The organism is Psychrosphaera ytuae, assembly GCF_017638545.1.
Classification (GTDB): domain Bacteria; phylum Pseudomonadota; class Gammaproteobacteria; order Enterobacterales; family Alteromonadaceae; genus Psychrosphaera; species Psychrosphaera ytuae.
In genome coordinates this window covers 3,009,615-3,035,951 of record NZ_CP072110.1, presented here as the reverse complement: position 1 = coordinate 3,035,951, position 26,337 = coordinate 3,009,615, and the positions used below count along the sequence as shown (strand labels likewise).

Sequence of the window (26,337 nt, the reverse complement as noted above, 5' to 3'; positions counted from 1 at the left end):
AATTTTTTAGTTTGAGCGGTACTGCAAATAAGATTCAAGGCCTTCCGCTAAATATTGTTTTAATGACCGCTCAGGCGCACTGGGTAAATGAACACTCAACAACATACCAGGCGTATCATTAAAACTCTCATCGATACCAATACAATAAAAACGCGCTGCCATTTTTTGATATTGCTTCATCAATACGGGCACATCTTTACTATCAGTCTCCCAGCCTTGAACGACCGCGGATAATACTCCATCTTGATGATGATGTTTAGCAAAAAACTCCGTCATCTCCGGGTTAATGGGTACTGCAAAGGGGCTTTTGGCTGAAACTTGGTCACTTGGCTCAGTCATTACCTGCCTGATACATTCTACAGACTCTGGCCGATATAGTTTACTCAATGAAACCGTACCGTAGAGGGTTCTGTACTGTGGATGTCTAACCACATACTCGCCAATTCCGCGCCATAATAAATATAACCCATAAAAACTTCGTTGATGCTCAGGAACAATAAATGAACGTCCCATTTCGAGACACGGTTCAGTATGATTGATAAATCCTTGTTTAAAATTAAACATTTTTGACAGATACAAACCTTGTTCACCAAATTCGGCCAACAGCTTATCGGTTTGTCCCATCCGGTAGGCACCAATAATATCTGTCGTAGAATCTTGCACGATGAATAAGTGTACATAAGTCGCATCGAAAGAATCAGTGTCTATTGGCTGTCCAGAACCTTCATTATGCAGTCTGAAGACTCGCTCACGTTGACGGGCAATTTCCTTCACGGTTGTTGAGAGCTGACGTTGATATCCGTAATAAACGGTAAAGCCTTTGTATCGGGTTAATACTTGCTCATCGGGTAAGGCTTCGAGTTCAGCACTTATTTGGCGCTTGTCTCCCTCAGGAGCAAGCGGTTGCATGGTATCAATAATGTCATCTGGCCATTGATATTCATATCGCGAATCCAATAAGTGGGACTGCAACCGCAAATAATCATTAATGGTTTCTACCGACTTCAATTTAGCCAGCAGTTTTGTTGGTAAACATTTTCCGACTCGCATCTGAATGGGTTGGCCTTGACGTTTAAGTATTTCTCTAAACATCATCAACAGTTTGGTTTTGGTCCAGACTCTTCCCCATCGGATAAATTCGGGGCTATTTTGACCCTCAAAAAAAACTGGAATAACTGGGGAGTCGGTGCGCCTCGCTAATTGTGCTGCAACACGATTCCAATCGTCATCACACACTCGTGCTCTTTTAGACTCATAATCCGACACTTTGCCACTGGGAAATACTACGAGAACACCACCATCGTCTAAATGCTGTTTGCAGGCCTTTAATGCCGACATATTAGCTGGGTCTTTTGGGCTAAGTGGGTCGATAAAAATAAAGTGAGACTCGATTTCTTTAAACATCCCCAACGCTTTATTTGCAAGTACTTTGACATCGCTGCGAAGTTTGCCCAGCTCATGAGCTAAACCGACCCCTTCTAAACAGCCAAAAGGATGGTTAGACACAACAATACAGCTGCCTTGCTCAGGAATTTGTTTTTTTAAATCCGTTGCCCCAACCAATGGTGTTTTTAAATACCGCAATAGCTCTCTACAAAAGCTTTGTTTGTCTAGCCCCGGCAAATGACTTTGGCGATAAACGTCATTGAGAGCATCGAGCCCCATTAATTTGTCACCGATGGTCAATAATAACCGACCCAATACAGATCGAGTTTTATCTGGGTATAGGGCCGAAAGACTGATATTAGAAACCGCTAACTTGTTGGTCATGTTATTCTTTTTCTTAATGACAGATAAACTGTTAATTAGGTACAACTGTATTTAAACATTTGCAGAAGACAAATTGGAAATTTTTTTAGCCTCTTGTAGGTCTTATCAACTATGAAAACAAAATACATAACCTACGAAGCACTAGTAAGGGCGTACAGCAAAGATTTGTACCGCTATGGCTATTGGCTTTGCAAAGATGCAAACGTAGTCGAAGACATTGTGCAAGAGACCTTTTTAAGAGCTTGGCGGTCGTTAGATTCACTCAAAGATGAAGGCGCTGCTAAGTCTTGGTTGATCACAATTCTTCGACGTGAAAATGCAAGACGCTTTGAGCGCAAACAATTTGATCTCGTTGATATAGAAGAGCAAGAACTACCAGACAATATCTCTCCTGACAACGAACAAGACCTAGAAGTCCATTTGTTGCGACGTCAAATTTATAAACTTGAGCCTGAATACAGAGAACCTTTAATTCTTCAGGTCATCGGCGGATTTTCCGGTGAAGAAATAGCAGACATTTTAGAATTGAATAAAAACACCGTCATGACTCGATTGTTTCGAGCACGTAACCAATTAAAAGACGCTTTAGAAGCCCAGCCACTCAAAAAAGGAGTCAACAATGGATGAATTAAACTTCCGACGTAAACTGTTTGCCGATCCGAATGACTCTACTTCCGAAGTCGTCGACGCATGCCAAAAAGACCCTAATAAAGCAAAGTTCAAAGCTGATTTACAGCAATTGGATGACAAAATAGCCTCTGCTCTCAATGTCGAAGTTCCAGAAAACCTTGCGGAGCGAATTTTATTAAACCAAAGCATTACCACTAAAATCAAAACCCAAAAGAAGCGTCGAGTTCAAGTTGCTGTTGCGGCCTCTATAGTGGCTGCTGTTGGTTTGACTATAGGCGTGATGCAATCACCTAAACACTATGACGGACTCGTCGAACATGCAATTGCGCATATGTCTGCTGAACTCGACCATATTCCCAATCATGGTGAGGCGACGCTTTCGCAGCTCAATGATAAATTGACGTATTTTGGCGCAGAGTTATTAGAGCAAGTCGCCAAGATCAAATTTGTTAGCTTTTGTACGTTTGAGGGGACACGAAGTTTGCATATTGTTATGGATGATCAAGGCCGTGACGTAACGGTATTTGTTGTACCTAAAAAAGCAAATCTCAAGTATCAGAATACTGCATTTTTAAACGGCTTTAGCGGCACTTCTACAGAATTAAATGATGCCAGTGTAGTGGTCGTTACTGATGATTCAGACTCAAGTTACAAATGGTCACAAATATTAACAAACTCGCTGAAGTGGCAAAAAGCATAGACAAAAAGCCAAGAAGTACGATGAGTCGTCTATAAACTGAGGTAAAAAGCATTCTCTTATTAGAATTAAATAGCTATTATATTGCAACACAGTAGATATTATTCCTATTCGGAGAAGGACGAAAATTATGGACAGCTTTGATCGACATATACTTTCCCTTTTGCAAAATGACGGCTCGATGTCACTAGCCGAAATTTCTGAGCAAATTGGGCTTTCACAAACCCCGTGTTGGCGTCGCATACAGCAGTTAGAGCAAAATGGCATTATTCGCAAACGCGTTGCGCTACTTGACCCAGAAAAACTCAACGTTGGTTTGACTGTGTTTGTCAGTTTGAAGACAAATCAACACACTCCGGAGTGGGCCAAAATTGTCGATGAGTTTGCAAACAGTTCTAACGAAATAATTGAGTTTTATCGATTAAGCGGTGAAACCGACTACTTAATGAAAGTATTGGTTTCTGATATGAAAGCTTACGATGAGTTTTATCAGCGACTTATTCGCCACGCCGGATTTAGTGATGTAAGTTCAAGTTTTGCAATGGAGCAAATGAAGTACTCAACTGAAGTACCATTAGCGTACAGCTAAAATAATCTTTCCTTTAATAAGGGTTGGTGGGAAACAATTTTCCACCAACCCTTTTTTTTAACAAAAAATAAACAAAAACATTCTTCAAAATAAGTCTCATAATAATACACAGCCAAAAATATTATTCCAATTGAGCAAAGATGTTAGAAAATTATTTCAAACCTTACAGAACAGCCATCATTGGTGCAGATCTCATCAGTAAAACCTCTGGAAAGCCTATTCTATATGCAGATTGGACTGCCAGTGGTAAGTTATACCGACCAATCGAAGAACATATACTCAACGAACTGGGTCCCTATGTAGCAAATCCGCACACAGAAAACACTGAAACAGGCCGCATCACAACCCGTGCATATCATGATGCAAGAGCGACAATAAAATCACATGTTAACGCCGATCATCGTCATGCATTGATCTGCACAGGCGCTGGAGCAACCAGTGCAATTAATAAACTACAACGCATTCTTGGCTTAAAAACACCACAACCAACTCCATCCTTTTGGCAAAAACTGTTTAAGCCAGCCATTTGTCGACCTGCGGTTTTTGTTACTCACATGGAACACCATTCCAATCAAACCAGCTGGAATACCTGTAATGTCGATGTATTTGTTGTTAACCGAGCCCCTGATGGTCAACCATGTTACAAACACCTAGAAGCTTTGCTCAAAGAGCACAAAGCGAGACCACTTTTAATCGGAGCCTTTACAGCCTGCAGTAATGTTACCGGAGTTCAAACCGACGTACGGCGATTAGCTCGATTGATGCATCAAGCAGGTGGGATCATTTGTGTCGATTACGCTTGTTCCGCTCCGTATGTTGAAATAGACATGACACCAGATGAGCCAGACGCCCATATAGACGCTATTTATTTTTCTCCTCATAAGTTTTTGGGAGGCCCAGGCACAGCTGGAGTTCTGATTTTTGATAAGACCTTATATACCCTCAATGAATGCGCACCAGACAAACCAGGTGGCGGTACAGTCATGTGGACAAACCCTTGGGGTGAACAGGCATTTTATAAAGATATTGAAAAACGTGAAGACGGTGGCACACCTCCCTTCCTGCAAGTTATAAAAGCCGGTCTCGCAATTAATTTAAAGGACCAAATGGGAGTCGACAAAATTGCCACGAGAGAAGCTCATCTACGCAGAATATTAATGAACGGCATTAGTGCCATTGACCAAGTTCAGATTTTAGAGCCAAATGCTAAAAACAGACTTTGTATCGTGTCGTTTTACGCAACGGGAATTCACCATAATTTGATCGTATGGTTACTCAACGATAAGTTTGGTATTCAAGCTCGAGGTGGTTGCAGCTGTGCAGGCACTTATGGCCACATTTTGCTTAATGTTGATCGCCCCCAATCTGACCAAATAGTATCGAAAGTAAACCGTGGTGATCTTGCTGATAAACCAGGATGGGTAAGAGTTTCGCTACATCCTACTAATACCGATGAAGAAGCTTATTTTGTAGTTGATGCGATAAAGTCCATTGTAGCCAACATTGATGAATGGCAAAAAGACTACGAATTTAACCCGAAAACAGGCGATTTCATGCCAATAAATAGCACCGTCAGTATTGACACTGTGCCATTAAAATCGGTGCAACTTTACTCTGCATAAGATATGCAATGCAACTGAGTAAGAAATAAAAAAAGAGCTGTAAAAACAGCTCTTTTTAGTCAATATTCAGCGCTCTTTAGCACTGAGTATATCGATTAAGCAACGATGTCTAATAACTCAACATCAAATACTAACGTTTGGAATGGACCAATAGCACCACCCGCACCTTGCTCGCCGTACGCAAGCTGGTAAGGGATAGTTAAACGCCACTTTGAACCAACAGACATTAGTTGTAACGCTTCTGTCCAACCTTTGATTACGCCACCAACAGGAAATTCAACTGGCTCACCACGATCGTATGAGCTGTCGAAAACAGTGCCGTCGATTAGTGTACCGTGGTAATGCGTCTTAACTGTGCTTGCAGCAGTTGGCTTTTCACCAGAACCTTCAGTGATTACTTCATACTGAAGACCAGATTCAGTAACAGTTACACCGTCGCGCTTAGCGTTTTCGTCTAAAAACTTTTGACCTTCTGCAGACGCTTCTTTAGCACGCTCTGCTTGAGCTGCTTGCATGCGCTCGTTGATTACGCCAAAAGCAGCTCGTAGATCTTCTACTGATACTGCCATTTCGTTACCATTTAGGGCGTCAACGACACCTTGTGCTACGGCATTAGCATCTAAGCCTTCAAACGGGTTGCTAGCAACTTGGTCACCGATTTGACGGCCGATACCGTAACTTGCTTGCTGCTCTACAGTTGTGTATTGAGACATAATTCTCTCTTATTTTGCGAGTTAGAAAGCCGCCAATGTTAGCACAGACTAAGGTTGGGGTTAAAGCGTCGGTCGCGAGGCAATCTACTTAATCTTCACCTTCAAGCAAGTTGTACAAGATTTTACGGACATTTTCTGATTCAAAAGGCTTGTCACATAATGCATTTACACCCGCTTTTTCAATGTTGGCAAGGTGTGTCTCGTTTGCTTCAGAGCTGACCATTAAGATCGGAATATGAGACTGGCCACTTTGAGTGCGGATAAATTTGGTCAATTCTTCACCGTTGACTTCTGGCATGTTGTAGTCGGTAACAACCAAGTCAAACATTTCGTTTTGCAAAACTTCTATCGCTTCAGAGCCGTCACCCACTTGAGTAATTAAGTCGATACCCAAATTGGTTAGCACTCTTGAGATAAAGTTACGGGCCATTCGACTGTCATCAACAACAAGCACTCGCACTGACTTGATGTCAAAGTATGAAAGCTGTAACTCATCGGCGCTTAACAAGTCTATTGTCGAGTTTATCGCCGTCCCTAAATGTTCTGGTGTAAATGGTTTAGGTAAAATAGCAACAACACCGGATTGGCGGAATGTTTCAAGTTGCTCTTTATTGGATTCACTGGATACAAGCATGAATGGAATATCTTGCATCGACTCGTCTTGTTTTAGCTTTTTAACTAAGTCCAACGCGGTTCCATCTTCAAAGTACATGGCACTGGTGACTAAGTCTGGAGAAGAATTTTTGATAATTTGCAGGGCTGCTTCTACACCATCAGCAAAGTCGACATTAGTGATGTCTTCTTTTTCAAGCTGCTTGGCTATAAACTTTTGTTGAGTACGAGACGGCTCAACAATTAAAATTGATAAATCACTTGGTGCTAAATCTGACATAGCTTTTTCTCTTTCATTTATACTGCTAATGAAACCTAACCGCCAGCCAACTTGCACTTGTAGCCTAGCGATTCCATGATTGTTTTGATTTGGTCTCGATCGTCTCCCTGAACTTCAATGGTTCCGTCTTTTACAGCACCACCTTTACCGCATTTCTTTTTTATGGTTTGGGCAAGCTTTTTAAACTCATCCGGCGGTAAAACCACGCCCGAAATAATACAAACGCCTTTGCCCTTTCGCCCTTTGGTTTGACGTTGAATCCTCACCCAGCCATCGGCGTATTCTTCACCGACAAGTTCAGGTGATTCAGGCTCATCTTTAATCCTTCCTTGGTCAGTGGAATAGACGAGTTTCCCTAATTGACTTTGCCAATCTGACATCTTAAGACCTATAAATACTTTAAAAAACGGGCGAAATTTAGCACACCTTCATTTAATTAAAAATGCTTTTATCTCAGTGCTTAACATTTGTAACCATTGATCTTTTAGTCTATAAACAATACGAGACTCTGATAATATATCGTTAACGTTAATTAAGATTAGTTTAGCACTCATCTAAAAATGTTTTTAAAATCTTATTACAAAGGAAAGCTTTATGAGTTTAGTAACCTCAACATCTACCGATGGCAAAACTTTCATCATGCAGATCAAAGGGAAGTTTGATTTTAACCTGGTTCAGGACTTTAGGCTCGCCTATGCAAATGTCACTAAAGACACAGAGACGGTCGTTGTTGATTTAAGAGAAACAGAGTACATGGATAGCTCTGCGCTAGGTATGTTACTCAATATGCAAAAGCTGTTAGCGGACAAAGTAGAACACTTCAAAATCTCTAACTGTCGCCCACAAATCAAGAAGATCTTACAAATTTCAAGATTTGATAAAAAATTTGAAATCGACTAATACGGATTAAACGATGTCATTACAGATTTTGGTTGTTGATGATCAACAGATAAACCGCACAATTTTATCTCGTAGCCTAGAAAAAGAGGGTTATACGGTTATCACCGCTGCAAACGGTTTAGAAGCGCTCGAAGCATTTACCCACAATGATCCAGACATAGTCTTGCTCGATGCAATGATGCCTGTCATGGACGGCTTTGTAGCAGCCCCTAAGCTCAAAAAAATGTCGACGAATGTTTACCTGCCGATTATCTTTTTAACTGCTCTAGACGATCAGGAAAGCTTAAAAAGGTGTCTCGAAGTAGGCGGTGATGACTTTTTGAGTAAACCCTTTGATCAAGTCATCTTGGCAGCCAAAATCAAAGCTCACGCTAGAATCCGTGAACTCAGTAAAAAAACATTCGAACAAAAAAAACAACTCGACTATTACCGCCTCCAAACTGAACGTGAATTTCAAATCGTCGAGCATATTTTCAATCGAGCTTTGCAAGGAAATTATCAAGCTCCCGACCACATTGATTTTTACTTATCGCCTGCCGCTATGTTTAACGGTGACATCATGCTGACGAGCATGGGACCCACCGGAAACCTTTATGTGATGATGGGAGATTTTACCGGCCACGGGCTCGCATCGGCCATTGGTACTCTTCCTGTTTCCAGGGCATTTTATGCCCTGACACGCAAGGGTCTTGCAGTAGGTGAAATAGCAGCTGAGATAAACTCTATACTTCTCAACTTGTTACCTAGTGACATGTTTTGCGCCGCGGCCATTGTCGAAATGAGTCATAACGGCAAGAGTCTGACGACATGGAGCGGTGGTACACCAGATATGTTCATTGTCGATGACGAAAAAGGCATTAGAGAAGTATTATCTGCCCAACACATGCCACTTGGAGTTTTAGGTGAGCACGAATTTGAAAGCAGCGTAACCAACATTAACGTTAGCGAAAGCGATAGCCTGTTTATCTACTCTGATGGCGTAACCGAGCTTGCTAACAACGAAGGTGATATGTTTGGCGAAGCGCGTTTGATTCAACAACTAAATAAATTAAAAACAGACACAATCGAACATCTGGTTGGTTGCCTTCAAGAGTTTAAAGGGGAGCAAGAACAGCACGATGATATTTCGATGCTGTCGCTGCGATGTAAACCCACAGACATAAATCGTACTTTAATAGAAGATAACTACTCCAAACTGCCTCACCAATATCAGTTACATTTAACAGCAGAAGCTATAAAAAATACTTGCCCTATAGAAGAGCTGGTCGATACGCTGGCAAGCATCAAAGGCGTGCAACGTCACAAATCTACTTTATTTTTGCTTATCTCAGAGGCATACAACAACGCCGTCGAACACGGTATTTTAGAAATGAAATCCGACGTCAAAGATATGCAAGAAGGATTTATTGAATATTACGATATGCGTCAATCTAAGCTGCATAACCTAGAGAAAGGTCATATTGACATTGCTGTGACCTATGACCCTGACGAGTACACTTTTATCATTGAAATATCAGATAGTGGGAAAGGATTTGACACTTCTATCATCGGTCTTGATGAGAGTGAAGACAACCATTCGTTTGGTCGAGGAAATGCCCTTATAAGAGAGTTATCCAAGTCGGTTTCATACAATGAAACCGGTAACAAAGTAACCATATGCTACCAGTTGTTTGATAGGACCTAATTTCAACGCATTTTAGTGAAAAATCCATTTACAAGTTAAAACCTTTATATTAGAGTTCCTGACGTTTAGACGTCTAAACGTAAATATAGAGTTTTTTTTGGTGGGTTTTATGTCTGTATTATCGAACAATTATCTTGAACAACTTAATCAGTGGTGTGTTTCTCACAGTCCTTTGTTGTCATTGAGTTACCAGGTTCCCCTGTTGGGTGAGGGCGGTACTTGCTCTTTGTTTGGTGAGCTTGATGAAACCCCCTTTAATCTTGAAAACGAACTGCATGCTCACGAGTTAGCGGTTTTAAAAGATGTTCAAAGTGTCGTTGACTGGGTCAAGGAGAAAACCCAAGTCGATTGGTTTGGTGTATACCTTGCTCGTCACAATACCAAGAATGAAAAGGTTCTGACCAAGCTTGCTTATTTCGGTGAGCCGTCACGCGCCGAATTCCCACTTAGCGAAGAATTTTCTCGCCTCAGTAACAATGTAACGGTCGCTCTTACAGGTCAAGACCGAGTCATAAATGACGTAACTGAGTATCGCAATAATGGTGGCGAGTACTACACTTGTGACCCTAAGGTCCAATCCGAGTTGTGCCTACCTATTTTTGCTTTACAGAATGAACAAAATAAAAATGCCCTTTTGGCTAGCGAAGAGCGAAAAATAGTTGGTATCATAGACGTAGAATGTTTTGCAACGAACTGCTTTGACGACCAACAAAAAGAATTATTTTCAGCGGTCTGTGAAAAATTATCCGAGCTGTTAACGTTGCCCTAACCCGTCACTTTTCTATGGTGGCACTGAGCAAAGAGAGACTTGCATGTTTGAACAATTTAAACCGGTACCCACCGACCCTATTTTAGGTCTTATGGCCGAATTCAAGGCCGACACCAACCCAAATAAAGTCGACTTGAGTGTTGGTGTATACAAGGATGAGCACGGTGACACCCCTGTCATGAAGGCGGTAAAAAAAGCCGAAAAGCTACGCCTAGAAAACGAAAAATCAAAAGCCTACCTCGGCCTAGCGGGAAACACAGAGTACAATGATTTAATGGCTGATTTGATCTTTGGTGATATCGAGCCATTAAAACAAGGCCGTATCAAAACCGCTCAAACACCAGGCGGAACAGGTTCTCTAAGAGTTGCAGCCGAGTTTATAAAGCGCGCAAATACAGATGCGACAATTTGGGTGACAGGACCGACATGGGCCAACCACTTCAGTATCTTCCACGCAGCAGGCCTAGAAACAAAAGAATTCCCATATTTTGACTTTGAGACTATGGGTCTTAAGTTTGATGAAATGGTTGCGACACTAAAGACCGTGCCTGCTGGTGACGTTGTTTTGTTCCATGCGTGTTGTCACAACCCAAGCGGTTTGGATTTGAACATTGAACAATGGCAAGTTGTTGCAGACCTTGCCAAAAACCAAGGTTTCACAGTATTACTAGATTCTGCCTATCAAGGTTTTGGATCTGGCTTGGATGAAGATGCGGCAGGTTTGCGTCTTCTTGCTTCACAATTAGATGAGCTACTTGTTTGTGCTTCATGTTCGAAGAACTTTGGCTTGTATCGCGACCGTGTTGGTGCGTTTTCAGTCATGGGTAAAGACGCTGACAGTGCAAGTGTCGCCTATACCAATGCATTGAGTGTCATTCGCGCTATTTACTCGATGCCACCCGCCCACGGTGCTGATGTGGTCGCACGCATTCTTGGCAACAAAGAATTAAAAGCAGAGTGGATTGCAGAGCTTGACGAAAAACGCGCTCGAATCAACGGACTTCGTACCTTTATAGTTGAGAAATTCAAAGAGCACAATGTACCTGGCGATTTTGGCTTTATAGCAGAACAAAATGGCATGTTCTCATTTTTAGGTATCGACAAAACAGCAATACAACGACTAAAAGACGAATACAGTATTTACATTGTTGGTTCGAGTCGTATTAACGTTGCCGGTGTTAACCAAGACAACGCAGACTACTTAGCAAAAGCGTTGGCAGAGGTGCTGAAGTAAGCCTAACGCTTATACTCACTGAACTTTAGTTTTTATACAACAAAACAAAAGGGCCTCAAGAGGCCCTTTTTTATTTGGAAATGACTTGCCGTGTTATCGTTTAGTTCGGATGATCATAACCAATATGCTGATCACAAACAGTACCATGCAATACCAAACGTTACTGACCACTTGAATCGGTGAAATACCAAAGGTTGCCGCTGCAAGTAACGCCTGTGCACCAAAAGGAACTAACCCTTGGGTAATACAGCTGAAGATATCTAACAAACTAGCACTGCGTCTAGGCTCGATATCAGCCTGCTCAGCCAATTTTTTAGCTGAATCACCCGACACAATAATCGCGACTGTATTGTTGGCAATTGCCGAGTTAGTTAACAACCCAAGACTAGCGATGGCAAACTGATTTTTGAAATAAAGTCCAGATTTAGACACTTTCGACAAAGCGCTATTAATGTGGCTAACTAAAAAGTTGAGTCCCCCTTGGTGACGCATCAACTCACTAAGACCGCCTACTAATAAGCTCAACAAGAAGATTTCTTGCATATTGGCAAAGCCTGCGTAGATATCTTTACCAACATTAGCAATCTGATAATCCGCAACAGCAAAGCCAAACAATGCTGATAGCACAATGCCTAAAAGTAATACAACGAATACGTTTAACCCTAATACCGCCAAAACAATGATAAAGAAGTACGGTAGAGCCAATAATGTATTTGCAGGTTCATTGCTTAAGTCTGTCGGAACCGCTGAGCTACTGTAAAAAATATATACAGCTAAAACGATTAATGCAGAAGGAAGGGCAAAAATTAGGTTTTCTTTAAACTTATCCTTTAACTCTGCCCCCTGTGTTTTGGTAGAAGCAATCGTGGTATCTGAGATAAAACTCAAATTGTCACCAAACATAGCACCACCGACTATTGCACCAGCCATCAGTGCAGGATCGAGAGAGGTGACTTCAACGACACCAAACGCAATTGGCGCAACGGCACCAATGGTCCCCATTGAGGTTCCCATCGCAGTGGCAACAATGGCAGAAATGACAAATAACCCTGCGACTAAATACGCGCTAGGAATAACACCTAAACCCAAATTAACCACCGCATCCACACCACCTGTTTGCTTTGCTACAGATGCAAATGCTCCGGCTAACAGATATATCAAACACATGGTCATAACGTTATTGTTACCCATACCTTTGATCAACAAAGAGATACTGTCTTCTAAATTGTGCTTCGTTGGGGCTAAAACGCGGTTAAAGTACAAGGCCAACAGCAAGGCTGGGATGATAGCGACAGGAGCCGGTAATTGATAAAACGCGTACTCAACGCCTTGAGACTGTAAATAAATCCCAGTTCCCAAAAACAATAAAATAAAAAGGCCAAGCGGTAATAGCGCCCAGCCCGACTGTGATTGATTAGTCATTTGGCTCCCTTTCAAAGCATCATTTCAAAATCAAAAGCCAAATTTAACACAAGGACGTTTAAACTTATAGACGTCCAAACGTTTATTTTGACTTATTTAATCGTACTTGTTCAGCACGCTGATGACGCAACTTAGTGTCAGCGTTAATCTCCCAACCAGAGATTTGCTGTTCAACGATATCTACCAAAGCATCGATATGACCTTTGTCATCATTTAGACACTCGATATATTCGTAACGCTGCCCCCCAGCTTCCATAAAGTATTCGTGATTCTCTTCGCCGATTTCTTCAATCGTTTCCAAACAATCAGCAGAAAAACCAGGGCACATAACTTGAACGGATTTCACCCCTTGTTCAGGTAATCCTTTTAGAGTTTCATCTAGGTATGGTTTTACCCATTCTTCTTTGCCAAAGCGCGATTGAAAACAAGTCATGTATTCGTCTTTGTCTAACCCGAGTCGTTCAGCTAACAGACGAGAGGTTTTGTGGCATTGACAAGCGTAAGGGTCGCCATTATGCCAATAGCGGGCCGGAATCCCGTGATACGAAAAGATTAATTTGTCGGCTCGGCCATGTTCCTGCCAGTGAGCTTTAACTTTATTAACCAAAGCATTGAGCCACTTTTCTGAGTCGGTATAGTGATTTACAAAGCGAAGCTCTGGAATAAATCTGGTTTTGCGAAGAACTTCAGCTACTGCATCAAATGTCGATGCGGTTGTTGTTGCGGAGTATTGCGGGTACAAAGGCACAACGACAACTTTTCTGGCTCCGCGATTTAACAAGCCTGTTAGTTTACTTTCTATTGACGGATTGCCATATCGCATTGCGAAATCAACGATAATGTCCGAGCGATTTTCTAACCTCTTAGCCACACCGTTAGATATCGCTTCAGTATTGAACATCAATGGTGAGCCGCGCTCGGTCCAAACTGTTTTGTATGCTCCCGCAGAACGCCTTGAGCGAAACGGTAAAATAACCCCGTTTAGCACCATCCACCAAATAACTCTAGGCACCTCTACCACTCTAGGATCAGACAAAAACTCTTTCAAATAGGGCTTTAAAGCGCCTGGCGTAGGCGCATCAGGAGTACCAAGATTGGTAAACAATACTCCTATTTTGTCTTTTTGTTGGTGACTAAAATCTGGATTATTTGTGTACTTCATTATGTTCTCTTCTTTAATATAACGAGAGGTATACGCGCTATTATTAAAATGGTTTCAGAATTTTTTCATTCTGCCGATAAATATTAACGAGTTGAGCCAAGTATTGAGATTTATTATGTATTTTAGCGTGTTAAAAACATTTTTGCTGATTAGTTTAATGTTTTTTGCTGTCGAAACTCGAAGCAATAATGCGCCATTACAAGTCCCTACACAACACGCTGAATGGCTATACCAAGATTTACAACGGTTCTTACCTGATCATCAAATTCAAACACTCCAAACAGCTCAAGAGCAAGCCTTTATTGCTCTTGTAAAGGAACAAACCACTGGTATTCCAAAAGGTGTAGCGTTTTTAATACCAGATTTCAGCCAGGGTATTTTAAAACAAGCAGCCCTAAGTAACTTGTATCAAACGCTAAATGATTACGGCTGGACAAATGTATTGCTTACGACACCTCATTACGAAGACATTCAGCAAGCTAACATTGTTTTGTCTGATGAATCGGCACAATCCTCAGTAGATAGCGCACCAACAGTAACAGGTGAGAGTCAACCTGCAGCACCTAGCGATACCTCTCAAGAAGCGCCTTCGGAACAAATTCAAAAAGTGTCCTCGCAAAACCTTGCGCTTACCACTCAAACAATGGGCCAAATCGCGTTAGATTTGCAACAGCGTGTAGCGGCTGCAGTAGAGTTTGCAGGGCAATTCCCTGGCTTTTATCTGATGGTGTGTGAGGGTAAATCTTGTCCGTTACTTGTCGACCTAATTGCAGAGCAAAAAGTACCTCGCCCTGACGCATTGGTCATGTTAAGCGGTCACGCGCTTGGTCAAACTGCCAATCGAAATTTTGCTGAAGCAATCAGCCTCACGGATTTTCCGGTACTTGATTTACGCCAGGCGTGGGACAATCGTTGGTTAGAGGATAATTTTGAATGGCGCAGAAAAGTCGCTCGAAAGAACTTCAAAACCGACTTTAGACAACGCAAACTCAACAGCTATTACGACTACTACGGTCAAGAACGTCGAGTCGTTAAAGAAATCTACGGTTTTCTTCACACGGTAGGAATGTAATCCAGCCCACCCAATAAAGCTTTATAGTTTGCGGGCTTTTTTTACGATTTCGTAAGCTGCTTGAATGTCCTGCGTTTTTTGTTTTGCCACTTCCATCATTTCTGGTGGCAGGCCCTTAGCGACCAGCTTATCTGGATGATTTTGAGCCATTAACTTTTTATAAGCTCGCTTTATATCGCGACTTGAATCCCGCTCCGAAACGCCTAGCACTGCATAAGCATCGAGCAAACTCGGCTCTTCTGAGGCAGCTTGGCGTTGCTGCTGGTGTTCTTGATGCTCTCGGTATTGCTGCCTGCGATCGTACTTTTTGTATTTTTCTTGTTGCGCTTTTTTGTATTGTTGAAAGCGAATTTCTGCTTCCCACATCGCAATGAGTTGCTTCAAGCTTCTTTGGTTAAAGCCGAGCTGCTTAGCTACTTTTTCAAGTAACTCATATTCAGCTTGTTCTAATACAGCGTCGCAGTAAGCTGTTTGAATTTGAATCTCTAGAAAAAACTGGCACAAGTCTTTTCGATCACCAAACTGTGATTTAAATTGGTTGAGCTTCTTTTTCAGAGGGAAACCAAGTAACTTACCTTCGCGAAAAGCGCTTTTGGCCTCTTCAATTTGACTTGGTGATAAGCGCATCTGCGCCATAAAATCCGTTGCGGTTTGGATGTGTTCTGGTGTGACTCTGCCACTAGCCTTAGCTACATGGCCCATAACCGAAAACGTTGTGTAAAAAAAGATCGACTGTTTGCCGTCAGAACCGACTAAAAACGCCTCGACATTTCCCTTGTCTTTGATCCTTTGTAAGGCCTGATCAAATAAGTGGCCAATCGCACATCCAACAATTGCCCCAATCACGTGTCGAATCAATAAATAACCAAAGACTGTACCTGCTATTTTTCCTATCACAACGTCCTACTTCAATCTGTTCTAAAAATTGGTCAATAAAATACTGCTTGCCAAGCTGTGATACGTAGTATATCGCAAAAAATTCGTATAGAATTCATCAGTTACTAATATTTATTTTTCTGCCAGCGTTATTAGCATATTTCACGAGCATATTTCATGCCTCTGGCAACAAGCAACTTAATAGGTTTACTGTAATTTGAAACTGAGTTTATTATCTTCAATCGGTGTGACGCTTCTGTGTATTTTCTCTAGCGCAGCCGCCGCCAATTACCAGTGCCAACTTGCTGATTTAGAAAAAACCCAGCAAAAACAGAACCCATTCCTAAAGAAATTAAACCTTCCCAAGGATACCATCATTGTCGAAAGCGATGAAAACGATGTCGTTCACGGTGAGCAAATCACTTTTAAAGGCAATGTCGTTATTTATCAGCAAAGCCAAACTGTACTGGCAAATCAAGCAGTTTATAAAGAAAAACAATCTCAGTTTCTAGCCGAAGGTAACGTTAAGCTCAACTCTTCTGCCGCTACGGTTGAAGGCGAATCAATTTTCATTGATGAGAAAAATAAAGACTTCAAACTCGTTAATGCTGAGTACCAGCTCGGATTTAATGCCGGGCGTGGTACTGCTGAGTCTTTTAATATTGACGGTATCAACGAGCTGTCGTTAACTGAAGCCACGTTTACTACCTGTCCAGGTGAAGACCCAAGCTGGTTATTTTCTTCCAGTGAAATAAATATCAGTCAAGAGGAAGGCTGGGGAGAAGCGTGGAATACGGTATTTAAAATCGCAGACATTCCAGTTTTGTATCTCCCTTATGTAACCTTCCCTATTACCGACAAGCGCAAAAGCGGCCTGCTATTTCCAAAACTAGGTAGTAACTCTAGGCTAGGTGCTTATTATTCGCAGCCAATATATTTAAATTTTGCACCTAATTACGACATGACGTTTACACCTTCTTTCATGTCAGAGCGAGGTTGGCTGTGGAAAGTAAACAGTCGATACTTGTCAGAGCATTCCGACAATTTACTTCAACTCGAATACATGAACGAGGATGACGAACTACCTGAGCTTGAAGAGCGCTACTTAAGCTTCGTTCAACATCAGTCTTATTGGTCAGATAATTGGATGTTTCAACTACAATGGACCGAGCTAAGTGACTACGGTTACATCAGTGACTTCAATAGTGATTATCACCACCAAGCGGATACCCACCTTAATAACTTGGCGCAATTGAGTTATCAAACAGAACAGTTTTCAGCCCGTTTACTGAGCCAAAATATCGTTGAATTAGGTCTGCACTCACCATCATACAAAGTCCCGGCTCAATTAGAGTTAGACTGGAATACATTTTCTTCAGTAAATGGCTTTGGGTTTGGGGTTCGCTCTAGCTTTACTCAGTTTGAGAACGAGTTTGTTAACGAACACCAAGTGTTCAGAAGTCACATTGAACCGGAGCTTCGTTTTAACTACCATCAGCCAGCATTTCAATTTGAAGCTTCAGCCTCGTACTTAGCTACCCATTACCGCCAGCAATTCCAAGATCGAGATGAAACACAAACGGTCGACCGAGGCGTAGGAAAGTTTCGATTATTAGCAGGATTAAACTTCGAAAAGTTTGGACGCTATTTTGGTGAAGACGTTCGTCAAACGTTAGAGCCTAAAATACAATATCTGTACATTGAAGAGTCAGATCAATCACAAATTAATTTGTACGACTCTCAACGCCTAAAAGAAGACTACTTTGCTCTTTTTAGAAGCCAGACCTTTTCGAGCATTGATCGCATAGAGGCGCTTAATCAAGTTACTCTCGGTGTTTCAAGTAGTATATTTAACCAGAACAACCAAGAAATATTCAGACTGGGTGTTGCTCAAGTACACGAGTTAGACGATAAAATAGATCTTGCGGGAACTAATACACAAGAGGTCGACTCAAAGCCTGCACTTGCAATAGAAGTGTTTGGACAACTATCAGACAATTGGCAAATAGACGGCGGTATTTTGTATGACCGCACGTCCAAAAAAGCCAACAGTGGCTTTATCGCCCTCGATTATTGGTTGGACGAGGATAAAAACCTTCAAATTAACCACCGATATGTTCGCGATGTGGCAAATACCACTATTAACCAGACTGGTTTATTCGGTAGTTACAAATTAAACGACCAATGGTCGGTAGCTGCAAGTTATCACTATGACTCAGAGCGAGACATCAACTTAGATGGTGTTATTGGCTTTGAGTACCGCTCTTGCTGTTGGAGCGTACAAGTCTCTGCACAACGCCAAGTTGTGCTCGATTTAAACAGAACTGACTTCGACAACGATGGCCTAGTACAATACGAAAATGGCATCGGTATTAACTTTAGATTCCAAGGTTTGGGTGGAGAGGTAGTTTCGGATATTTCCAAACTGTTCTCAGACAGCATATTTGCTTATCGCCGCCCATACCTAATTACCAAATAATGAGAAGATTGTATGTTTAAAAAATCTCTACTAAGCGCCCTTTTACTTGGTGCTGCTGCGCTGTCAACGGCAGTTTCAGCTGATGTAAAAAAGATAGATGAAGTAGCTGTTGTTGTTGATGATGGTGTTGTACTGGAAGGTGAAATTAGAGACATAGTACGCTCAGTTAAAGCCAAAGCAGCCATTGAAAACCAACGCTTACCAACTGACGACGTATTGCGTACACAGGCTATCGAAAAGCTCATTTTAGAAAGCCTGCAGTTACAACTTGCAAGCCGTATGGGTATTCAAATAAGTGATGCTCAGCTAGATTCAGTGTTGATGAACATTGCTCAAAGCGAAGGCAAAACCATCGAAGAGTACCGCCAGAGCGTTATCGACAGCGGTGAAAACTTTGAGCAACACCGTGAAAAAGTTCGCAGTGAAATCACAATTTCTGAAACCATGCGTGCAAACGTAAGACGTCGTGTGAACATTTCTGAGCAAGAAGTAAAAACCCTACTCGAAATCATCGAACAACAAACCAGCAAAGAAGAATTCAACATTGGTCACATCCTTATCAACGTCGACAGTGATGCCACTCAAGCTGACATTACTACTCGTAAAGATGTTGCCGAAAAAGTTATTGAACTACTTGAAGGCGGCGCCGATTTTAAACAAGTCGCCATTACCTCTTCAAGTGGTGCTAAAGCTCTTGAAGGTGGTGACTGGGGCTTTTTAAGTATTAATGAAATGCCAAGTCTATTTGCCGAAAACGTCAAAGGCCAAAAGAAAGGCGACATCATCGGCCCACTAAAATCGGGTGCAGGTTTTCACATTATCAAAATTTTAGACATTCGCGGACGTGAAACCGTAGAAATAAAAGAAGTGAAGTCTCGTCACATCTTGATAAAACCTTCTATTATTCTAAGTGAAGAAAAAGCTAAAAAAATGCTAGAAAAGTTCGTTGCCGATGTTAAAGCGGGTAACGCTGACTTTTCTGAACTGGCAAAAGAGCACTCTGAAGATCCTGGCTCGGCGTCACGTGGTGGTGAATTAGGCTGGGCTAACCCGGATATCTATGCTCCACAGTTTAAAGAGACTTTAGGTCAACTATCTCCAGGTCAGTTTAGTGCTCCTTTCCGTACTCAGTTTGGTTGGCACGTTGTTCAGCTACTTGACGAACGTACTTCGGATGCTACTGAAGACAGTAAAAAAGACCGCGCGTATCAAATCTTGTTTAACCGTAAGTTTGCTGAAGAGAAAGAAAACTGGTTACGAGAGTTACGCAGTAAAGCCAACATTGAGGCACTATAAGACGTATGTCTATTATTCCAAGAATAGCGATTACCCCAGGCGAGCCAGCTGGCATTGGACCTGATTTAGTTTTAAAAATAGCTCAGCAGGAATGGCCTGCTCAGCTTATCGCGTTAGCAGATAAAGAAATGTTACTGCAACGTGCAGAACAACTAGGCTTACCGATAAGCTTGGTTGACTTTGATCCGGCAGCAACTGCACAGCAACACCAAAAAGGGCAACTTTTTGTTGTTCAACATGACTTGGAATCGGCCTGTGTTGCAGGCCAACTCAACGAAAAAAACGGCCATTATGTAGTGGAAACACTCACTACCGCTAGCCAAGGCAACATGGATGGGCTATTTGATGCAATCGTGACAGGCCCAGTGCACAAAGGCATCATTAACCAATCTGGTATTCCTTTTAGTGGTCATACTGAGTTTTTTGCCAATCATTCAAATACGTCTGATGTTGTAATGCTTTTGGCAACGGAGGGGCTCCGTGTTGCGTTAGTAACAACTCACATACCTCTAGCGTATGTAGCCAAGGCCATTACACCAGAGCGCCTGACCAAAGTGGCGACCATTTTATACAAAGATCTACAGACTAAGTTTGGTATCAAGCAGCCAAAGGTATTGGTCTGTGGCTTAAATCCTCACGCCGGTGAAGGCGGACATTTAGGCCGAGAAGAAATAGAAATCATCGAACCTGTGATCCAGTCACTTAACGCTGAAGGCATGGAATTTATTGGTCCGCTTCCTGCCGATACTTTATTTCAGCCTAAATACTTAGACTCTGCAGACGCGGTTTTGGCTATGTATCACGACCAAGGTCTGCCGGTATTAAAATTTAAAGGATTTGGTAATGCCGTCAATATCACTCTAGGCTTACCCTATATTCGAACATCAGTCGATCATGGCACTGCAATTGATTTAGCAGGTACAGGAACTGCCAACACAGGCAGCATGGAAGTAGCGATCGCAAACGCCATAAAAATGGCTCATGAACAAAAGGCATAACCCACTCAATGAGTAAATACAAAGCTTCCAACAAGAAACATTTTGACCCAGCTAAAGGCATTCACCAAGGCCACAAGGCCCGTAAACGATTTGGTCAAAACTTCTTAACTGACGAAGACATTATCGAGCGTATCGTTCGTGCAATTGCACCTAAAGAAGGTGATAACGTATTAGAAATCGGTCCAGGTCTAGGTGCCATTACAGAGCCAGTTGCCGAACGAACTGATTTACTGAACGTGGTCGAGCTTGATAAAGATTTGGCTGAGCGCCTAAAGACCCACCCTTTCATTGGTAAAAAACTAAATATTTACCAAGCGGATGCGTTGCAATTTGATTTTAGCCAAGTGATTCGCGATGACAAAAAACTAAAAGTGTTTGGTAATCTACCATACAACATCTCGACGCCATTGCTGTTCCATTTGTACGATTTTTTGGACCACATCGAAAACATGCACTTCATGCTCCAAAAAGAAGTGGTAAACCGCATGTGTGCAGCCCCTAATTCAAAAGCATTTGGCCGATTAAGTATTATGACCCAATACTACTGTCGAACGGTGCCTGTAACTGATGTACCACCTGAATCATTTGTGCCACCACCAAAAGTCGATTCTGCAGTTATTCGTTTAATACCAAAGCCTCATGACGAACGCAACCAAGTCGCTCCGTCACTATTAAATACGGTGTGTCTTGAAGCATTTAATCAACGTCGCAAAACTCTGCGTAATAGCTTACAAAACATCATCACCGCTGAACAATTGGCAGAACTTGGGATAGATGCCGGACTCAGAGCCGAAAACCTGAGCTTGGATGATTACATCAAGATCGCCATTTGGTACGGTGAAAATAAAGAGTCGTAGAGGTAAATCAAATGCAAATAGATATTGATGTCGTTTCACGAAACATTCCTGAACAAACCGATGCTAGCCAAAACCGATTTGTATTTGCTTACACCATTACGATTTCTAATAACGGATTAGAGACAGGTCAATTGATGAGTCGTTATTGGCTCATCACAGATGCTAACGGTAAAAAAGTAGAAGTTAAGGGAGCCGGTGTAGTCGGTGAACAGCCGATTATAGAGCCCGGCCAATCTTACACCTACACCAGTGGTTGCGTATTGGAAACCGAATTGGGCACAATGGAAGGCTTTTACGAGTTTGTAAATAAATCGACCAACGAGTCCAAGCAAGTTCCTATACCAGTATTCCGACTGGCTATTCCCAACGTAGTTCATTAGTCATCACCGAGAGGGAATTCGTTTTACACTATGGCTGATTACTTTATTGGAGACATTCAGGGCTGTTTTGCTGGTTTGCAGAAGGCCTTAGCAACTGTCCAATTTGAACATGGTAGAGATACCTTGTGGTTGACCGGAGATCTTATTGCTCGCGGTGACGACTCGCTATCGACTCTATCGTTTTTAGCCGACCATGAAAGTTCAGTCCGAACCGTTTTGGGAAATCACGACTTACATTTTTTAGCCGTTGCCAACGGGTTAAAAAACGTAAATCCCAAAGACAACTTACAACCTTTAATTGATTCGGCTCGCCTGCCCTATTTTCGCGACTGGTTGCGCGCACAACCGCTCTTGTTAGCACTGCCGGACGAGTCGGGTTTCATGAGCCATGCAGGCCTACCACCATTGTGGTCTCCTAAAAAAGCTAAAAAGTGGGCCTCGATTCTACAAGAGTCTCTTCGCTCTGCCGATTACCGACAATTTTTATCAGAAATGTACGGAAACAAACCGGTAAAGTGGGATAAAAACCTTACTCGACAAGAAAAAATAACATTTTCTGTTAATGCTTTTACTCGTATGCGCTTCTGTACAAAAAGTGGCGAACTGGACTTCTCAAATAAGTCCTCTCCGAAGAGCAGTGAGGCTAACTCATTGATTCCATGGTTTGAATTTGAACCAGAACGATTCGACACTACAAAGTGGGTATTTGGTCACTGGGCAGCATTAATGGGAGAAACCCAAAACCCAAACGTTATAGGGCTGGACACGGGCTTCGTTTGGGGTAATTATTTAACAATTATGCACTGGCAAAACCACCAAAAGATTCAAATTAGTGCATAATGCTCGTACTAAATTTGTTGTGTCGTTTAGCTGATGCAACAGAGTATTCGAAATACATTCTTATAATAAAACTAATAAATTTCTAAATATGGCCGATAACCTGAATTAAATTATCAAGTTAGCAGTCTTCCATGGAGAACTTATGAAACTTACAGTTGCAATGAGGGTAATAGGTGGATTTACTATTACCGCGGTCCTTTTGCTAATATTGGGATTCAACTCAGTCTCAATCCTCGATGACATTTCAGAGTCGACTGAGCAAGTTAACTCATTATCAGTTCCTGCTCTTGAATCTAGTGGCAAACTACAGCAACAGTTTTTGGCCATGAGTAAAACAACTTTATTGGATTATTACGCGACTGAGACAAGTGAAGTTGAAGCAACAATTAACACCTTTAACCAACAAGCAACCATTATCGAAGAAGAGATCGCACGATTAGCTAGAATCGTAAAAGACGTCCCTGAGTTGCGAAATGAGATCCCGAATGTAGAAACTCGCTTCAACGAGTTTAAAGCAGCCTCATTTAAGTTGTTTGATGCTAAAAAGTCGACACTAAGCCTGTCAGACAAAATTTTAGAACAACTTGACGAAACAGAAATGGCAGCTGACGACGCCGCCAGTTACATTTTGGATTTTATCGACTTAAATGGTTTAGCCAGTAACGACCCTGCAGTAACAGCGGCAGCTCGCATTGAAGCCAACATGCTGAGCATCATTACTAACATCAACGACCTCACCAAAAGTGATTCTCGTGAAACCGTAAATACTATTCGCAAAGAAATAGACTACATTCGCGGTAACAATACCGACGCAATAAACCAATTTAAAACGCTTGTTGACGGCAAAGATTATGACGCTGCCGATGATATTATTGAGCAAGCAAAACTTGTAGAAGAAATGCTGACCTCTTCCAACAGTGTCGGTAATATTAAAGTTCAATTATTAGATAAATTAGATGCAGCGGCCCGCTATTTAGCTGATACGACTCGTTTGGCAGAAGCCGGTATTGACGAGCTAAAACATCTAGAAGCTTTGGTAAAAGAAGAATTAGCGCAAACCACAAACGGTGTTAAAGAGTCAGTTAGTACGGGTACAACTCAAAACTGGTTAGTGATGGGTATTGCCCTTGTTCTATCAACATTTATTGGCTTCAAAACCGTAATCCGCGTTACTCGACCACTATCGCAAGTCAATGAAGTACTTAACGTTGTTTCTACTGGTGACCTAACTGTTCGTTTAGATGCGAATAGTAAAGACGAGTTTGGTGAGTTAGCCAAAAACTGTAACGTCCTTATTGATAGTTTAAGAGAGTTAATCCACGGTATCGTTAACCGCTCTAACCAACTTGCTACTGCTTCAGAAGAAACGTCTATGGTTGTAAAAGAGTCAACCGTCGCAATCAACGAACAACGCGCTCAAGTTGAGCAAGCCGCTACCGCTACGTCTGAAATGGCTAGCACGTCTTACGCTGTTATGGACAGAGCAAATGAAGCTTTGGCTGATATTAAACAAGCAGACGAAGATGCAGAACGCGTTAAAGGCATTTCAGATAACAACAAACAAACCATCATTAAACTTGCGGGTGAAATTGAACAAGCATCTGGTGTCATTCATGAAGTTAATGAACACAGCGCAGCAATTGGTGGCATTTTGGATGTTATTCGCGGTATCGCAGAGCAAACTAACCTACTAGCCCTTAATGCGGCCATTGAAGCTGCTCGTGCAGGTGAACAAGGTCGAGGGTTTGCAGTTGTTGCCGATGAAGTACGCTCGTTAGCGAGCAAAACTCAAGAATCAACTGAAGAAATTCAAAGCATGATCGAACAGCTACAACGCGGTTCTAAGTCAGCGGTAACTGTGATGAATAACAGTAAATCACAAGCTGAGCTGTGTGTTGAGCAAACAGAACAAGCAACGATTGCCCTCAACAGCATTACAGACTCGGTACATCAAGCTAACGATATGAGTGAACAAATCGTATCTGCTGCACAAGAGCAGAACCAAGTCAGTAATGAGATCAGCGAACGTCTAGAGTCTATTGTTGCAATTGCCGAGCAAACTGCCTCAGGCGCCTCTCAAACAGACTTATCGTCTCAAGAAGTGGCGCGATTAGCAGAAGAACTTCGTCAATCTGTAGAGCAATTTAGATTGTAAAAACTTAATTAGTTTAAACAAAAAAACGCCAGCTAGCTGGCGTTTTTTTATCACTTCATTTTATTACTAACTTATTGTTGTGTGCCGCATGACTCACGAACAATTAACTTAGTCTTCATAAAAGCATCTGTGACAGGCTCACCTTTGATTAACTGAACAAGTTTATCTACCAGCATAACACCTGCAGCCGTTGAGTCCTGTCGACACGTAGTTAAAGCAGGCTTGGTATAACGAGCAATTGGCACATCATCAAAACCAACAACGGCGCATTGTTCAGGAACCTTTATGCCCTTTTGCTCCAACGCTTTTAAAACGCCTGTCGCGATTAAGTCACTGGCTACAACAATGGCATCTAGAGGCTGGTTTTCTGCTAGTAATTGTAAAGTTGCATTAAAACCGTCTTCTTCTGTGTTAACTGCGTTTTTTTGTAACTGTGCGTTGGCTTCTAGGCCTGCTCTAGTTAACGCTTCACAATGTCCTTCATACCGAGCTCTAAACTCTGGAGCGCCATCGTGAACTGCGCCGATAAAGCCAAATTGTTTGCGACCGTGTTTAATTAAATGTTCAGTGATCTGCCAGCCACCATGAAAGTTGTCACAGCCAATTGAGCATGTATCTATACTCTTTGTTGCAGCTCCCCAACGGACAAAAGGGGTACTGTGCTTAACGAGCTCTCTTAACTTAGCTTCATAATCCAAATAGTCGCCATAACCTAACAGTATCAGACCATCCGCTTTATTACTGTCCTTAAATACTGAATGCCAATCCGCATCAAGCTCTTGAAACGAAACCAATAAATCATAACCAAGCTTGCCGCACTCTCGCGTTATACTGCCTAGCATTGAAAGGAAAAATGGATTGACGAGAGAGTCATCACTCGTAGGATCTTCAAACAATAATAATGCGAGTGTCGTACTTGTTTGAGAGCGTAAACTACTGGCATTTTTATCAACGGTATAATTCAGCTCTTTAGCAATTTGCTGAATTTTTTCCCGTGTTTTTTCACTTACCAATGGACTGTTACGCAATGCCCTAGACACCGTAGACTGTGACACCCCGGCTCGATAGGCAATATCAAATGATGTGGCTTTACCTTTCACGAATCACTTCAACCTATTGTATTTTTTTTAATCTTACCCTGTCCGAAATGGGCTGTAAAATTCTATTTTTGTTAAAAACGCAAGCCTGTTGTTTAAATTACATACGTATTCAACTGGTCATTTTCTTTCTAAAGTCGAACTCTCTAGATTTATGCATATTATGCATAAACTCCTCGGCTAAGACTATTAAAAGGATGTAT

The 26,337-nt window shown here is 41.9% G+C and carries 24 protein-coding genes; 16 read left to right on the top strand and 8 right to left on the bottom strand.

Annotation, left to right across the window (positions count from 1 at the left end; translation table 11 throughout):
* Positions 1-6: 6 nt before the first annotated feature.
* Positions 7-1,770, bottom strand: coding sequence for a lysophospholipid acyltransferase family protein (locus tag J1N51_RS13360; RefSeq protein WP_208831745.1), 1,764 nt, complete (start codon positions 1,768-1,770; stop codon positions 7-9).
* Positions 1,771-1,881: 111 nt separating this feature from the next.
* Here J1N51_RS13360 and J1N51_RS13355 point away from each other — a divergent pair, with 111 nt between their 5' ends.
* From J1N51_RS13355 to J1N51_RS13340, 4 genes are all read left to right on the top strand, one after another.
* The gene (locus J1N51_RS13355; RefSeq protein ID WP_208831744.1) at positions 1,882-2,397 is read left to right on the top strand and encodes a sigma-70 family RNA polymerase sigma factor; all 516 of its coding nucleotides are present in this window, start codon (positions 1,882-1,884) and stop codon (positions 2,395-2,397) included.
* Entirely contained in the window at positions 2,390-3,100 is a 711-nt protein-coding gene (locus tag J1N51_RS13350) for a DUF3379 family protein (protein ID WP_208831743.1), read from the top strand. Before J1N51_RS13355 ends, J1N51_RS13350 begins: the two co-directional genes overlap by 8 nt.
* Before the next feature lie 127 nt (positions 3,101-3,227).
* Positions 3,228-3,686 carry an Lrp/AsnC family transcriptional regulator gene (locus tag J1N51_RS13345; RefSeq protein WP_269802008.1) on the top strand — a complete coding sequence of 153 codons (459 nt, stop codon included), beginning with the start codon at positions 3,228-3,230 and terminating at the stop codon, positions 3,684-3,686.
* A 140-nt stretch (positions 3,687-3,826) separates the two neighbouring features.
* The gene (locus tag J1N51_RS13340) at positions 3,827-5,308 is read left to right on the top strand and encodes an aminotransferase class V-fold PLP-dependent enzyme (RefSeq protein WP_208831742.1); all 1,482 of its coding nucleotides are present in this window, start codon (positions 3,827-3,829) and stop codon (positions 5,306-5,308) included.
* 95 nt (positions 5,309-5,403) lie between these two features.
* On the opposite strand, the gene J1N51_RS13335 is transcribed toward J1N51_RS13340, so the two are convergent.
* From J1N51_RS13335 to J1N51_RS13325, 3 genes are all read right to left on the bottom strand, one after another.
* Positions 5,404-6,024: an FKBP-type peptidyl-prolyl cis-trans isomerase gene (locus J1N51_RS13335; protein ID WP_269802015.1), complete on the bottom strand. Its 621-nt coding sequence runs from the start codon at positions 6,022-6,024 to the stop codon at positions 5,404-5,406.
* A gap of 85 nt (positions 6,025-6,109) precedes the next feature.
* Positions 6,110-6,913, bottom strand: a complete 804-nt coding sequence (locus tag J1N51_RS13330) for a response regulator (RefSeq protein ID WP_208831740.1) — start codon at positions 6,911-6,913, stop codon at positions 6,110-6,112.
* A 35-nt stretch (positions 6,914-6,948) separates the two neighbouring features.
* On the bottom strand, positions 6,949-7,293 hold the full coding sequence (locus tag J1N51_RS13325) for a translation initiation factor (protein WP_208831739.1): 345 nt from the start codon (positions 7,291-7,293) through the stop codon (positions 6,949-6,951).
* Between the two features lie 214 nt (positions 7,294-7,507).
* Between J1N51_RS13325 and J1N51_RS13320 the strand changes: the two genes are divergently transcribed.
* From J1N51_RS13320 to J1N51_RS13305, 4 genes are all read left to right on the top strand, one after another.
* Positions 7,508-7,813, top strand: coding sequence for an STAS domain-containing protein (locus J1N51_RS13320; RefSeq protein ID WP_208831738.1), 306 nt, complete (start codon positions 7,508-7,510; stop codon positions 7,811-7,813).
* 13 nt (positions 7,814-7,826) lie between these two features.
* Entirely contained in the window at positions 7,827-9,497 is a 1,671-nt protein-coding gene (locus J1N51_RS13315; protein WP_208831737.1) for a fused response regulator/phosphatase, read from the top strand.
* Between the two features lie 109 nt (positions 9,498-9,606).
* A complete protein-coding gene (locus J1N51_RS13310; protein WP_208831736.1) occupies positions 9,607-10,266 on the top strand; it encodes a GAF domain-containing protein in 660 nt (219 codons plus the stop codon).
* 43 nt (positions 10,267-10,309) lie between these two features.
* Entirely contained in the window at positions 10,310-11,500 is a 1,191-nt protein-coding gene (locus tag J1N51_RS13305; protein ID WP_208831735.1) for an amino acid aminotransferase, read from the top strand.
* 93 nt (positions 11,501-11,593) lie between these two features.
* Here J1N51_RS13305 and J1N51_RS13300 read toward each other — a convergent pair whose 3' ends face one another.
* Entirely contained in the window at positions 11,594-12,922 is a 1,329-nt protein-coding gene (locus J1N51_RS13300; RefSeq protein ID WP_208831734.1) for a Na+/H+ antiporter NhaC family protein, read from the bottom strand.
* Positions 12,923-13,004: 82 nt separating this feature from the next.
* A complete protein-coding gene (hemH, locus tag J1N51_RS13295; RefSeq protein ID WP_208831733.1) occupies positions 13,005-14,084 on the bottom strand; it encodes a ferrochelatase in 1,080 nt (359 codons plus the stop codon).
* 127 nt (positions 14,085-14,211) lie between these two features.
* Between hemH and J1N51_RS13290 the strand changes: the two genes are divergently transcribed.
* Positions 14,212-15,156, top strand: a complete 945-nt coding sequence (locus J1N51_RS13290) for a DUF3530 family protein (RefSeq protein WP_208831732.1) — start codon at positions 14,212-14,214, stop codon at positions 15,154-15,156.
* 21 nt (positions 15,157-15,177) lie between these two features.
* Here the strand turns inward: J1N51_RS13290 and djlA are convergent, their stop codons facing one another.
* The gene (gene djlA / locus J1N51_RS13285) at positions 15,178-16,053 is read right to left on the bottom strand and encodes a co-chaperone DjlA (protein WP_208831731.1); all 876 of its coding nucleotides are present in this window, start codon (positions 16,051-16,053) and stop codon (positions 15,178-15,180) included.
* 196 nt (positions 16,054-16,249) lie between these two features.
* On the opposite strand from djlA, the gene J1N51_RS13280 reads away from it, so the two are divergent.
* From J1N51_RS13280 to J1N51_RS13250, 7 genes are all read left to right on the top strand, one after another.
* The gene (locus J1N51_RS13280; protein WP_208831730.1) at positions 16,250-18,511 is read left to right on the top strand and encodes an LPS-assembly protein LptD; all 2,262 of its coding nucleotides are present in this window, start codon (positions 16,250-16,252) and stop codon (positions 18,509-18,511) included.
* 12 nt (positions 18,512-18,523) lie between these two features.
* Positions 18,524-19,807 carry a peptidylprolyl isomerase SurA gene (gene surA, locus J1N51_RS13275; RefSeq protein WP_208831729.1) on the top strand — a complete coding sequence of 428 codons (1,284 nt, stop codon included), beginning with the start codon at positions 18,524-18,526 and terminating at the stop codon, positions 19,805-19,807.
* An 11-nt stretch (positions 19,808-19,818) separates the two neighbouring features.
* On the top strand, positions 19,819-20,805 hold the full coding sequence (pdxA, locus tag J1N51_RS13270) for a 4-hydroxythreonine-4-phosphate dehydrogenase PdxA (RefSeq protein ID WP_208833441.1): 987 nt from the start codon (positions 19,819-19,821) through the stop codon (positions 20,803-20,805).
* A gap of 8 nt (positions 20,806-20,813) precedes the next feature.
* The gene (gene rsmA, locus J1N51_RS13265) at positions 20,814-21,662 is read left to right on the top strand and encodes a 16S rRNA (adenine(1518)-N(6)/adenine(1519)-N(6))-dimethyltransferase RsmA (protein ID WP_208831728.1); all 849 of its coding nucleotides are present in this window, start codon (positions 20,814-20,816) and stop codon (positions 21,660-21,662) included.
* An 11-nt stretch (positions 21,663-21,673) separates the two neighbouring features.
* Positions 21,674-22,042, top strand: coding sequence for a Co2+/Mg2+ efflux protein ApaG (gene apaG / locus J1N51_RS13260; protein ID WP_208831727.1), 369 nt, complete (start codon positions 21,674-21,676; stop codon positions 22,040-22,042).
* A 30-nt stretch (positions 22,043-22,072) separates the two neighbouring features.
* Positions 22,073-22,882 (top strand): symmetrical bis(5'-nucleosyl)-tetraphosphatase, encoded by an 810-nt coding sequence (locus J1N51_RS13255; protein WP_208831726.1) that lies wholly within the window; start codon positions 22,073-22,075, stop codon positions 22,880-22,882.
* Positions 22,883-23,024: 142 nt separating this feature from the next.
* A complete protein-coding gene (locus tag J1N51_RS13250; protein WP_208831725.1) occupies positions 23,025-25,037 on the top strand; it encodes a methyl-accepting chemotaxis protein in 2,013 nt (670 codons plus the stop codon).
* 71 nt (positions 25,038-25,108) lie between these two features.
* On the opposite strand, the gene J1N51_RS13245 is transcribed toward J1N51_RS13250, so the two are convergent.
* On the bottom strand, positions 25,109-26,137 hold the full coding sequence (locus tag J1N51_RS13245) for a LacI family DNA-binding transcriptional regulator (protein WP_208831724.1): 1,029 nt from the start codon (positions 26,135-26,137) through the stop codon (positions 25,109-25,111).
* Positions 26,138-26,337: the final 200 nt, after the last annotated feature.